A 12,651-nucleotide genomic window follows, 5' to 3' on the forward strand; every position below is an offset into this window, starting at 1 on the left:
GCTCATGTTCATGCCGTGGTGATCGCGAAGTGCAACGGTTCGCTTAGAGCAGGCTGGCCTTTGAAGTTGACTTCATACAGGCCAGGCGCGAGGCCGTCGGATTCGATGATAAGGCTGAGGCGATCGAGCAGGGGACCCGAGTAGTTCACTCTGTGCGCTCGCGATAGCTGTTTGGCACCTCCACGCGCGTCGACGAGTGAAAGTTCACCCTCGATCCGATCAGTGCGCCCTTTCCCGTCAGCGGCTTTGAGGTTAAGGATTTCCAAGGTCACTTCGATCGGTTCACCTTGCTCGTAGACCGTGCGGTCAAGCGAACCTGCGAGCCTTGGCTCCGCGCCTGCAGCCTCGATGGCGGGACCGACATTCCCGCCAAGCAGGCGGAAGAAGGCACGACGGAACGGTTCACCTTTAAATACCGTGGCATGCTCGTTGATTACTATCTGACGCTGACCAATGGTCGGTAACGAGCTGTACAGGGGAACTGTGCCGTCACCGGCATCGTTGGTCTTGGTGATCACTGATTGGGCATGTTTCACTGACTGCCCGGCAGTGTGGTTGACATTTATGCGAGTGACGGTCTGGTGACCACTTCCTGCAAAGTAGAAGTAGCGCACCCCTTCTGGGCGATTGCCGATGGCGAGTACTTGATGCATCCGCTGCGCATTCGCTACCAAACTCAAGTCTAGCCCCAAGTCCTTGGCCGACTGTTGCTCGTAAATGTCGACGGCCCTGAGGTCTGCGCTGTTAAGAGCCCATACTGCGGCCTCGCCAGGTGCGGGAAGCAATTGGTAGGCCGAAGGATATCGCGGGTCGTTGGCGAGGCGCTTGACGTCTTCGGCACTGACCCCAGCCGTGCTGTCCAGTCCGAAGATGCGCGCCAGCGCCAACGGCGCACCCAGATGCGGAGTACCCAAAGTTATCAGCTGAGTTATGCTGGCGAACCACGGCTGTTGTTGGTATTGGGTTTGTTCAAGCAGCAGTCGTGAGACCAGGCCGCCCATCGAGTGGCCGACCAGCGTAACTCGTGCACCTGGCTCCTGGCTATGCAGCTTTTCGAGAAGCTCGGCGAGCTTTTGCGCAGTATGGAAATTGTCTTGTCGCCAGTCATAACCGAACTCAATTCGGCGTTTACCATGTGCGGATTGTTTGAACCCCAAGTCGTCAAGGTGCTCGCGCAGCAGGCTGTAGAAGTTGTAGCAGGCAACCTTGTTGATGGGGTCACCAAATGTGAGGTCTGGCTTGGTTAGCAGGTGAAGGCGTTTGTAACCCGTTACCACTTCGTAGGGCGTTGGTGGCCAGACCTCATCTGGGTTGCCGTGCGAATCGGTCGTCAGCAGCGTAGTGCCCATGATGCCAGGAACCAGAATGACGATATCCACTTCAACCTCCTTGTCGGATTTCGAGCAGTGCTTGCTCGGGGTAAAGTGAAGCTAGCTAAATAGCTGAGTGATTGCAAATTGCCATTTATGACCATGTGAACTGGCGGGTTCGTTGCTCTTATCAGTGCTATGTTCTTGCCACCCTCAACCCAGCGCCGCATACAGGTTCTCCGCTATCAACTGCGCCAGCAGGTCACTGATCAAGCCCCGCTGCGCGGTGAACAGCGAACGTTGCGCATCGAGTAACTTCAGGCCGCTGTCCACGCCAATACAGTAAAGGTGTTCGGCCAGGTTGTAGTATCGCCGGTTCGATACCACCAGGTCGCGTTGTGCCTGTAGCTGCCGTTGGTAGGTGGCACGTGCCGCCAGCCCGTCGGCGACTTCCTGGAACGCGCCTTGAATGGCCTTTTCGTATTTGACTATTCAGATGTATTAGTGGGTGGCTAGCTGTTTTTCGCTGTGGCTGTGGCCAGCATCTTAAATTCCTAACCAGCAGCTTTTAATTGATTGCAGCCCGTTATGGCTGTCAGCTATAGGCGGCAGACGGCCACTCTGTTGTATCGATCGGTTGATTCTGCAGCCAATTAGCAGCCATTCGTGAAGACAGCAATCGACCAAAAAGCGGTTACTTGGGCTCTCTGCGCTCCGAGTGGACCGCTGCAAGCAGCCTTACCCCCAACATCCTACGCTGGGCCGTACCATTTGTTTTTTGAAAGAGATTCGCTTTCTCTATTTCATACTGCGTCAATGAACTTGTGATGTAGTCATCCAAGCTCTTTATCCATTGGCCATTGCTGCAAAAGGAAAAAGCTTTTCCCCAACCCATGATTACTCGGTCGAGATTCTGTAGCGCGCCAGAGTAGGATCCCTTTGGGGATATATTTCCAGCTTCGACACTGAATTTCATCATGCGCATCGATGCGTCTAAATCGGATCTGATCCGTTTCTTGAATCGCTCCCTCGTAGCTGTAGATGGCTGGACCAATCCTGCCGAGACGAAGCAGCCCAAGAAATCGAATCCTTTAGCTGTAAGACCCCTCGAAGCTTTGTCGCTTGTTGCTGACGGTCGGTATGCTTCAAGCGAGAGTTTTTCGAGCTCAGCCTGCGCTTTGCTAAAAGCACGATCCACACAGCCCATGTCCTTTCCGAGGATTAGGAAGTCATCGATATATCGAAGACAAGTGACCTCACCATCGTTCATCGCCCTGTCAAAGTCATGCAGGTACAAATTGGCTATGAGTGGGGATAAGGGAGACCCTTGAGCTACACCGTCTATCCCGATGGGAAAAATCTCATCCAGGCCCTGTCGTCGAAGCTCGTCAATATTCGCGAGGTCTGTCGTGATCGCTGCTCGGAATAATGCAATCGTGTCAGGGCATATGATGTGAGGGGCCATGAGTTTCATCACGCGGGCCTTGTCAATTCTAGTGAAGAACTCAGCGATATCCGACCGGATATGGAAGGCTGCTCCTTTGGCAATGGCTGCTTTGGTATCGGCTATCGCCATCGAGACCCGTTTATTTTTTATGCCTCCGTAGCTCGTAGGGGTAGACAGCGCTTCCTTCACAAACTTGATACGGGATAAGGCGTCAAGTAGAGCCCGCTGGACGATCCGGTTGGGTATGGGTGAAAGCACAATCGGGCGAGAGTTTCCGTTGATTTTAGTTTTCGCCACGCCGGTCTGCTTCTGGAAGGTAAAGGTCTTCTTGGATAGCGCGCGTTGGATTTCTGAAAGCGACCGGGGGAGTTGGCTCTCGAAATCCTTGGCTTCGTTTCGGATAGTTTCGGATGATGAGGCAAAGGCACTTTCTTTGACCTTCCTCCAAGCCGAATACAACGAATCCCCACTATAGATCCTACGGTAAAGCGACGAGGCCACAAAAACTCCTTGTTTGTCGGGAGACACCAGTGAACTCTCACCCAACTGCTACAGGGGACCTTCAACCTTCGGGAGACCGCGAAGCCTTAACGGCGATCTTGGTCGCGACCCGGACAGCAACCTCCGAAGAGAGATGGCTGGCGTCTGTCAAACTTGGTTCAGTGCTGTGAGGCGGCTGCACCAGCAAGCAGGCGAGGCTGATCGCAGTCACGAAACTCCGTGATGCGGCGAGCGCCAAGCTGGCACGTTTTTGCATAAACGCATGATTACCCCCATAGATTCCGTCAAAACACGATAAATCGTAGCTTTTTGGGCCTTGCGGTTAAGCTCGCGCCATGCGCCAGGTTGGCACGTTTTTGCACGATCGCACATTGACCTCCGAAGGCCCCGCCAAGGTGCAAATCGTACCTTTTTGGGTTTCGCGGTCAAGCGCACGCTGTGCGGCTGAACATCGAACACTGCGCTGAAAATAAAGCTGCTAACCGTCTGGTGATCCCAACGTACAGATAGAGTTACGGTTATTGACGCAGCAGTCGAGCGGTGCCCTTTACCTTCGGGAGACCGCGCAGCCTTAACGGCGATCTTGGTCGCGACCCGGACAGCAACCTCCGAAGTGAGATGGCTGGCGTCTGTCAAACTTGGTTCAGTGCTGTGAGGCGGCTGCACCAGCAAGCAGGCGAGGCAACCCGATGTTAATCACCCATACGACCAAAAGCTATCTATTTGACGGCTCGTTTATAGGAAAACCACAGGATGAAAATTAGTATCGTACGATTGCTCGTTTGAAAAATATCGCGAAAGTGGATTCCCCCAATCAGGCGCTAGATTCTAACGCTATAGGGCCGAGATCGAAGGTTGCGGAAATAGTTGAAAAGATGTGAAAAAGATCCTTGGAACGTGTTACGGAATCTCCAAACCTAAAAAACGACAAAGCCCTGAATAATCAGGGATTTGTCGTACATAAAATGGCGGAGACGATGGAGCTCGAACCAATATGCCTATTAGAGTCGAAAGCTTTCAACTCCTCTAGTCAGTGAAACTATTTCAAAGGGCTTTTAAGCTATACCTTTCACCTCATATTTTTTGTGTCTCTCTATAAGCGGCAGCTTGCGGCCAGAAAAATACAGCGTTGTTCTTTTTTTGCTTTTTTTAATAGAATGGAAAAAGGGCGCTCGAGCTTTTAGTGCGAGCGCATGCTGTGTCTTAAGGAATTAGTTTGTGCAAGATGTTTTGTGCGCTGGAAGCTGTTGTGCCGAGTAGCGAGTTATGTGTAACTAGCTTGAAGTCAGTGGATTTCAGCGGTTTGTAAGGATTCCCAGAAAGTATAATTTCATAATGTTCAAGCCGTGAGCCAAACTTGCCTAATGCTATGCCTGTCATCGATGCTGCACCGGCAGCTTTAAGGAAGGCTGCTGCTACGCCAAATGAAAGACCGTAGGTAGTACAATCGTCAATTAGGATAACATCTTTCCCTTTAATGTTTGTCGCATATCTTGGGTTGAGATGCAGGGTAATAATCTGGGAGGTAGGGTCTGTGCGGTCGCCACCCTGGCCGTGTGATCTTTTGGGCGAGGGTGAATGCCTAACGAATAGAGGCTCGTCGCGGCTTTCGAAGCGTACGCGCGAAACTGTTGTACGAAGTCGGTGAGTGAAGTCGGTGAGTACTTCATTATTGTAGTTGGCTGGGTTAGATGAAGGGAATACACTGAAAAACACTCCCTTTTTTTCACCACCCCACTCATGTAGAAGGGATCTCGAGGTGATTGCTAGGAGTGCATTGAGGGGGCCGCCACCTTGTTTTACTGCAGCAGTAACCTTTTGGGAAAAAAGGACTTGAGTAGTACCAGCACCATAACTGGACAGGTCGGCTAGCGCGCGGACTCCGTAATTTGGGCCAGATCCAGAGAACCACCAACTGCCAGGCCAATTATTCGTAAGCTCGAATACCTCCCTGAGTTCGCTGGCGTCTGCGACTTGAATGCCAAGCTCTCTGGCTTTGGCATTGTTCGACCAGCCAGCTGCAATCAAAATTGCTTGGCCATTTTTCCCCATCATATAGTCTTCGTCTGAGGCTGTTAGGCAAAGGAAATTTGATGTGGCTACGTTGTTTGATTTGGAAATATCCTTTAGGTATTGTCCGCTTTGACGACCCATCACCTGTTGAAATTTAACATTGGACCCATTGAACGCTGTGTCGAACCAGTCGGGTTGTGGTTTATTGGAAACTATAATGACTGGGTTGTTTTTCGCAATTTCAGTCATTGCGCCGACGACAGCCTGGTTGACATTAAGGCTTATATCTAAAAGAGAGCTTGGTGAAGCGATAAGTACTAGCATCATTGAGTCCCTTGCGATGTGCTGGTGAACTAAAGTTCGGCTTATATAAGTTGTTTTTGTATGGTTTCTTTTGGGGTGAATGCAAAGCTTATTAAGCTTGCAATGTTGATTGGCATTTCAAAAGAGAGCGCTTCGTACTCCTTTTCCGAAAATGCTAGTTCGGGTCTGAGGTGGTAGGTTTGCGGTAGGAAAATATTAGCAATGTTTTTGTTGTATTTTTTAGCGAACCCTACGGTGTGGGCTGTGCCACTTTTAATCTTCCACTCAACTGGTATAAGCGTGTCACAAAGCGCGGCTTGAATACGATTTCTTCTAACAAATGTTTCAGCGCTTGAACGTTGATGTGGTAAGTATTCGCTTACAATACATCCTCCGCTTTCGATTATGCGTTGGCGAACTTTCTCTGAACCTTTTGGATAATTGAGAAAAATACCAGTGCCAAGCACTGCGATAGTTTTGATCCCATATCGGATTGATTCTAAATGCGCGAGCTGGTCGATCCCCGCAGCCAGCCCGCTGATAGTTGCGATATTGCTCTCGCTCAGCGCAGAAACAAGAATTCTGGTAAGGAGTGCCCCGTCTTCGGTTGCATCTCTTGTTCCAACAATGGCAATAGAGTATTCATAAAGACAATGGGGGTTGCCTTGGATGAAAATCCACTCTGGTGAATCCTTTGTTGCCCGGAGCTTAAGAGGAAACCCATCTTCGTGTTTGAAGACGAGAGTTGCACCAGACTCTTTGAGTTGTCGTGCTAGCTCAAGGCCCTTCAGCCAAAGTTTTTCCTGAGCAGACTCGAGGTTCGGAGGCTGTGTTTCTTCTAAGGCGCCGCTGTATATAGCCTGGATGAGTTCGTCGCTTGGATTTCGGAGTGCGTTGTTAAAGCCGAGGCCGGCGGAGGCGATTTTGTGGAGCGTCCAGAAGCCAATTCCTTCAATGGAGCTTAAGGCTAAAAAGGCGATTTTTTCGTGTCGCCAGTAACTTCGCTGTTCTGGAGGGGCCTGGTTTTTGTCCATAATCTCAAGTCCTGAATTAGCTGGCGCCGCGGTGGTCGCCAATGGCCATCGTTGACTTTATCAGCTGCTAGCAGTGCCAGCCAGCCTGGATAATGTTGACTGATAGGTATGTTTCCGATTTGACTGCCCTTTAGGGTGAGTAAAGCACACTCAGATAGCCGAGCTATCCGTTGTGCGGCGTGTTCCTGGTGCGAGCCGAACCAAATCCAAATTGATTTTGTTGAGTTACTTTTCGGTTCCTGACCATAACATGACTGCGAGCGTACGATTCTCGGATGCCTGCTTCTGGCTGAAAGCGTAGTCTTACAATAGGCTGCTTTTGGCCAAAACTGGGTACTCGACTGTGCTATGAGCGCTGGAGTATTTCGATGTCTTGCCGCAGGCTTCGCGCCTGAGATCAAGCTACTCGCTCACCGCTCGTAATCATGAAAGAGCCTGCTGGCGATGACCACTAGACTTTCAATAGGCCGCGCAGGTGTAACAAGTCCTCCGAACGGTACCCGTTATTGGCAGTTGCTGGCGCAAAACTAAGATGCGTTGAAGTTTACTGAAAATTATAGAGCAGGGAGGTGGGACTGTACGAAAGAGTCGCCGTGTCGCTCGAGAAAAATTAGCTCACCGACTGCTCCTGCCCTAAGCCTTATCGGTTGGGTGTAGTAATCTAAACGTTACGTCGGTTCATTTCGTTCTTTGAAAGGTTTCAAAGGTTTTTTCAAGGTATGCGAATAAGTTAGATGGGATACCCACGTCATGCCACAATTGACATCTAGGCATTGACAGTACAAAGCAGATAGGTCATGCGACTCCTTCTTGCTGTTTCGAATGGCACCTTTGCTTCCGCAGCTGCATTTGACTCGCATATCTCTCTCGAATGGTTGTAGATGGCTCCGTATTGTAATTCAACTTTATTCGTATTTGTTCATTTCTTGGTCTGTTGGAGCGAATATGTAAGGTCGCGCGGAGGTGGTTATATAATTTCTTTGGAGCTAAAGTGTTTTTAAATTATAAAATTTTATCACGGTTATATTGGATTTCTCGAAAAGTTTAGCTGGCTATTGGCTATTGGCTATTGGCTATTGGCTATTGGTATATAATTCATGATCGGGTTTTTTGCTCCCGCGGCTTCATGGGCTTGACCTGTTAAGGCCATGATTTCCTGCTTTATAATAAAGGCAGATATAAATTAGTTTCACATCTCACACCCTTCCGACACCGATCAACTGTGATAATTATGGTAACAGTTGATCGGTATTCGAGGGTGGCGATCGTAGTTGGTTAGTGCTCAGCGCAACGAAAAATTGCCACTGATTGACTGCAATACCTCGCTCATGTCCTCATCCACCAGTGATAAATAGGACGCCATCATATGCGGGGTTAGTGAGTTCGGACGCTGCACCTCTTCGAGCAGGATCGTCAACAACTGTATTGAATCCTTAGCCCGTTGCAGTTTATGGAGCTCATCTTCTGTGAGGCTGTAGGGCCTACTCATAGCGCACCTCCTTGAGCTTCCAAAGCGAGCAAGAGTGCTATGCGATGGTTGTAGCGGATGAGGTGTACTGAAATGGAGGCGGCGGCGTGTAGCGCGGCGAGGGCCATACGGAGATGGGCCATGACGCAGATCCTGGAAGGTATGAGGGGGGTCATAATAAAGCTCCTTGATTTAGAGGAGCTGCCAACAATTGTCGCCAAACAATCAGGGTGGCAGCTGTGCGCAGGTTGGCGAACCGGTAATCAAGGAAACCGGCAGACACGAAGGTCTCCCGCGCACAGCTGCCATAACATAAAACGGCGGACGTAAAAAAAGCGCCTGCTGTTTGGATGTGGGCGCTGTTGCGCCTTGATTTGTACGAGTCGCCAAACCCGGTCGCTGAACTGACAGCAACGCATAAAGAGTAAGGCTCTACGCCTTAGCCGTCAATTAAATCGGTAACGGCGAAAAATTGGAATAATCACCTATCCCCCTCCGGCTGACGGGCACTACGCCCTCTTTTTATGCAACCCCCGATATGGTGCAAGCTAACCTCCGGCCCTTTCACCCGTGATAGCTTTGCACCTTCCACGACAGTTGAGGCTATACGGATGTCAGAAAACGAACACAGGGACTGGCCCCGCTATTTTCACGTTGCACCTATTCTGCTTGGTGAGGGAAGCATCATAGAGCCTGGAAACTGGGGGCGAATTCTCAAGCTGTATCGGGGTAACGCGGTGAACTCAGTACTAGGAAGGGAGTACGTACTTGAGCAAATACGTGCCAGCGAGTTTCCTGATAAGCCAAGCAGATTGAACTGCATTTTTCTTCTTAGAACCTTGCGAGAAGCTGTGCGTTACCGCGATTCGGAATCACACCTTGGTCTTATCTACGAGGTCGCGGTGAACACAGCTAATGCTGAGGTTCATTTTGGTGATTACGATTTCGGAGGGGCTGTCTCGGTCATCCAGTTTTTGGAAGGCATGCCTGAGGTCGCTCGCAAATACTGGACCGAACAGCCTACCAATACCGTCGAAATACTCTTCCCTGGTCCGGCGGTGGTTGTTGCGCGTCACTAACATCTCAGAGTGATCGTGATTACCCATGATTGAGCCTCGTATAGATGGGATTCGGATAGGTTTAACTGATGCGCTCGGCTTGATAATAACCTAGACATATGCCTATCGGTGTGATTAAGCACAACCATTGACGTAAAAAGCCTGCATCGACGGGGTTCTCGTTTTCAACTTGTTCGCACTCTCGAATTTCTAAGGCTGTTACGGATGACGGCCGTTTGAGCGCAGGCAATCGTTGACAAAACGTGAGGCGAAGAAAAAAACATCTGAAAAAGCACTTATCCCCCTCCCGCCGACGGGCTTCGTATCAGTTTTTTGTGCAAATCCGAATGTATTGCAAACAAACCTTCAGACCAGCCAGGCTCTGGAGCCGCGCACGCCATGGGCCATTTCATTTGGTGCAATTTTTTGAAAGGGAATGCAGCGCGGTGGCACAGTGGCACACGAGATGATCACAGAAAGAGAAGGGCTGAAGCGCCCAGTTTAATTGGGCTAAGACTTGAAAAATTTGAGTTTCGGTCTGTTTTTGGGATTTGAACGGTTCCCACTCGGATCCCTATAGGCGCGGGTGTGGGATGGTTGGAAACGCCTGCAACCCTAAGCTAGCAGGCGTTTTCGAGGCATTGGCGCTTTTCAGTAGTTCACCAACGACTGGATTTACGAGACGGAGAAAATTCGACCAATACCAGAAAGTCTTCGAACAGTGCCGACGCCTTATTGAGCTGGCCAACTAAAAGCTCGGCTTCAGCTTCTGGCTCTCGTGGCTGCAGTTTTTTGCGGTGGGCTTCGTCCAGGTGATTAAACTGAGACTTGAACATCTCATCGTCGTCGGTCTTATGCGGATGTAGGTGGAGGCTGTGCACAAGAAGGTTTCGTCGCTGGAGAAGAAACTGTAGGCCGTCGTCTTTGTTTGACGTCTGGAACGCGCGCAGACGCTTCCAGCAGCCGCTATTGCAGAGGTGCTCATTCATCGGCCTCACGTTCGCATGGATGCGATCCATGACAGCATGAAAGCCGTTATGGTCGAATTTCCGTATGTTGAAGAACGTGAAATCGAGGACTTGGCCTATTCGATCCCAAAACGAAAAGAGGCGAATGTATGCGGCTTCTGCATGCTCCCAGAAAGCGGACTGCGCATGCTTTTTAAACAATTCCTCGCTGTCCGGATTTTCAGGCTTTTGCAATAAATCCGGTTGCTCGACCAGCATCTTTGAACCGGTCATGAATAAATGAGCGCGTATTACTGATTTGCGAGCGCGCCGAAATAGGTCGAATACCTCACGCATTGAGCTTGCCGGGTAGTCATCAGCAGGAGGGGGACTTTCGCCGGTTCGCAATATATACAGCTCAGGCGGGCCGCCCAAATGCTCTACGACGCGATTAACTCGTTTTTCAAAGTAATCACTGTTACCACCCGCAGGCCATAATTGAGTGAATCGCCCTTGCTGGATTCGTTCATAGTGGCCTAGAACAACCGCCTCATTTGCAACGTAAGCCACAGCATGGCTGAGAACTTCGACCAGTTTTTCGTTCGTGATGGAATGTTCGTCGTCGGTACTCATCTCTTCGTCCTGAAACTGAATGCAGCATAGCTCGTCGGGTCATTTTTTGGGGAAGGGCGCGGAACAAAGCGGTTTTGGAGAACGCTGGCTGCTCAACCCAATAAAGTAGCCGTTGGCGATCACTGCTCCAGGTCGAGTCCGTGCTGGCTCACGTTGTCGCAGAGTACGATCACCGTCGGTTGATCAGTGGTGACTTGTTAGTTTTTTTTGTCACTAACGTTTCTTTTATATTTTTGGAGAAGGTGCTTGTCATTTGCACTCGCATGCAATCGTCTTATAGCTTCTTCCATAATAGGGGTTTTATGAAACTTCGTTCCGTATACCCCATAAGGTACGACTACCTGTTTCTGCTCAAAGTCGCGAAGAATTAAACGTGTTTTCTCCAAGGCGTTTAAATATTTTTCAGCGATCTTTATGAGGTCGCGCGTTCTAATGTCTGAGATAATATATCGATGGATAACACGGTTTCTTAGATTGTAGAGATCATTCAAATGATCGAAAGTCTCTATGTCGATTGCTTGAAGTTTTAAAGCGTCATCGAAGATTTTTCTCTCTATTATTCCCTTTTCCCCGTCTGCTTGAAAAAGGTATTTGGTTTCAATGTCGTCGGTTTTGCTCTCTAACTGTTTTGCAATTACCAAGCTTAATCTTAAGTGTGCATCTATTTGATTTGCGGTAATTGCAATGATTTCAATATATGCCTCTGCTTCTATTGCTGTATACAGAAGATCATATGACGCCGCAAGAGAGCCTGTAAATCGATCAAATTTATCAAGATCAGCAGCAAGTTTACGGTCGCGCTCTGGGACTATCGTAACCGAGTTTAAGATTTGATTTACGATAACAAGCTGTTCGGTAATTCTATTGTCGCCTTCAAGGCACGCATCGTAAATATATTTACCAATTAATGCTTGATCATGATAAGCACCGAAGAAAAGATGGGTGCAGAAATTTGAATCATCTTCCCTGGACTCTTTCCAGTTTAATTTTTTGACTCCACTTGGATTGGCTTTCGCGATGTTAGGAGCTAGTTCACTGAGCGGATAGCAACTTAGCTGAAAGCAGCCTATGGAGTCTTCATAAGGTTGAAAGCTGTAAGGCGACTTCTCCTCATAGTCGCTCATGCCAGAGTTGAGGTACTGCCAATCAATTGGAACCTGAATTAAAAGTACTCCGTTTGGCTCAGTCCAGTGTTTCATATGTGCCTGCCATATCGCATTTGGTGGCTCGATGATCGAAATTAACAGTTGGGGGGGGCTCCAACGATCCCAGTCTTCCTGCTACTCGTGTCGTAAGGCGCTATTTGCAATCGAAAGAGGGGGGGGGCGAACTAGTCTTTTTCCAGATTTCTTAATTGTGCTAAGCCCTGATGGATAAACCCCGCATTCTCCCCAATTCGCTCAAGTGCCATGCGGGCATTCTCCCCTATGGCCTCGTACCCCTGCTGCTCGACTAACAGCACCAATTCCATCAACGCAGCTTCGAGGCCCAGCTGATTTTCGTACATTTTTTCGAGGACGACGGTAAGGGAATATTCGCTGGCCATGCATTCGACTCCATTCGGAAAGCAGGAAGCATAGCAGGGCCCCCGAGGAGGCTAATATCAGTTCGAGGCTGGGAAAAAGGTAATTTTGGTAAGCCGGTGCTAAAAATTGGCTGCAGCCCTTACAAACCGTGGCTTAGACGTATTACCTTTGAAGGTAATATTTGGTAAGGCTGGAGGTAATAATTCGCCAAGTGTCTGATTTTATTGGGTTTTATAGATGGCTGAAATTACTACGACTAAAGGTAATTTTCTAACCTTTTCATTACCTTATTATTACCTTTGTGGGAAATCTGTAAGTCATTGTATCTATTAGGTTTTTTCTGAAATTGAAATAGACATTACCAATATTACCTTTTTCCCATGGGTCAACCTGAAAATGGGGTTAAGCACA

The 12,651-nt window shown here is 49.1% G+C and carries 10 protein-coding genes and 1 pseudogene; 1 reads left to right on the forward strand and 10 read right to left on the reverse strand.

Translation table 11 applies throughout. The annotated features are described in order from the left end of the window. Nucleotides 1-8: 8 nt before the first annotated feature. The 7 genes and pseudogenes from KBP52_RS28195 to KBP52_RS28225 all read right to left on the reverse strand — a co-directional run bounded on the left by KBP52_RS28195 (nucleotide 9) and on the right by KBP52_RS28225 (nucleotide 8,097). The gene (locus KBP52_RS28195; RefSeq protein ID WP_212621425.1) at nucleotides 9-1,379 is read right to left on the reverse strand and encodes an alpha/beta hydrolase; all 1,371 of its coding nucleotides are present in this window, start codon (nucleotides 1,377-1,379) and stop codon (nucleotides 9-11) included. 144 nt (nucleotides 1,380-1,523) lie between these two features. Next, nucleotides 1,524-1,808, reverse strand: a pseudogene (locus tag KBP52_RS28200) (TolC family protein); the annotation flags it as partial. A 196-nt stretch (nucleotides 1,809-2,004) separates the two neighbouring features. Further along, nucleotides 2,005-3,258, reverse strand: coding sequence for a reverse transcriptase domain-containing protein (locus tag KBP52_RS28205; protein ID WP_212621426.1), 1,254 nt, complete (start codon nucleotides 3,256-3,258; stop codon nucleotides 2,005-2,007). A gap of 1,203 nt (nucleotides 3,259-4,461) precedes the next feature. Continuing rightward, the gene (locus tag KBP52_RS28210) at nucleotides 4,462-5,595 is read right to left on the reverse strand and encodes a hypothetical protein (protein ID WP_212621427.1); all 1,134 of its coding nucleotides are present in this window, start codon (nucleotides 5,593-5,595) and stop codon (nucleotides 4,462-4,464) included. A gap of 41 nt (nucleotides 5,596-5,636) precedes the next feature. Further along, entirely contained in the window at nucleotides 5,637-6,608 is a 972-nt protein-coding gene (locus KBP52_RS28215) for a DNA-processing protein DprA (protein ID WP_212621428.1), read from the reverse strand. A 668-nt stretch (nucleotides 6,609-7,276) separates the two neighbouring features. After that, the gene (locus KBP52_RS28220; RefSeq protein WP_212621429.1) at nucleotides 7,277-7,468 is read right to left on the reverse strand and encodes an ogr/Delta-like zinc finger family protein; all 192 of its coding nucleotides are present in this window, start codon (nucleotides 7,466-7,468) and stop codon (nucleotides 7,277-7,279) included. 422 nt (nucleotides 7,469-7,890) lie between these two features. Beyond that, nucleotides 7,891-8,097: a hypothetical protein gene (locus KBP52_RS28225; RefSeq protein WP_212621430.1), complete on the reverse strand. Its 207-nt coding sequence runs from the start codon at nucleotides 8,095-8,097 to the stop codon at nucleotides 7,891-7,893. 590 nt (nucleotides 8,098-8,687) lie between these two features. On the opposite strand from KBP52_RS28225, the gene KBP52_RS28230 reads away from it, so the two are divergent. Further along, nucleotides 8,688-9,155, forward strand: a complete 468-nt coding sequence (locus KBP52_RS28230) for a DUF2441 domain-containing protein (RefSeq protein WP_212621431.1) — start codon at nucleotides 8,688-8,690, stop codon at nucleotides 9,153-9,155. 638 nt (nucleotides 9,156-9,793) lie between these two features. Here the strand turns inward: KBP52_RS28230 and KBP52_RS28235 are convergent. The 3 genes from KBP52_RS28235 to KBP52_RS28245 form a co-directional block, all read right to left on the reverse strand. Beyond that, nucleotides 9,794-10,714, reverse strand: coding sequence for a Cthe_2314 family HEPN domain-containing protein (locus KBP52_RS28235; RefSeq protein WP_212621432.1), 921 nt, complete (start codon nucleotides 10,712-10,714; stop codon nucleotides 9,794-9,796). Nucleotides 10,715-10,911: 197 nt separating this feature from the next. After that, nucleotides 10,912-11,913: a hypothetical protein gene (locus tag KBP52_RS28240; RefSeq protein ID WP_212621433.1), complete on the reverse strand. Its 1,002-nt coding sequence runs from the start codon at nucleotides 11,911-11,913 to the stop codon at nucleotides 10,912-10,914. A gap of 131 nt (nucleotides 11,914-12,044) precedes the next feature. Continuing rightward, entirely contained in the window at nucleotides 12,045-12,260 is a 216-nt protein-coding gene (locus KBP52_RS28245) for a hypothetical protein (protein WP_212621434.1), read from the reverse strand. Nucleotides 12,261-12,651: the final 391 nt, after the last annotated feature.

This window comes from Pseudomonas sp. SCA2728.1_7 (assembly GCF_018138145.1).
Classification (GTDB): Bacteria; Pseudomonadota; Gammaproteobacteria; order Pseudomonadales; family Pseudomonadaceae; genus Aquipseudomonas; species Aquipseudomonas koreensis_A.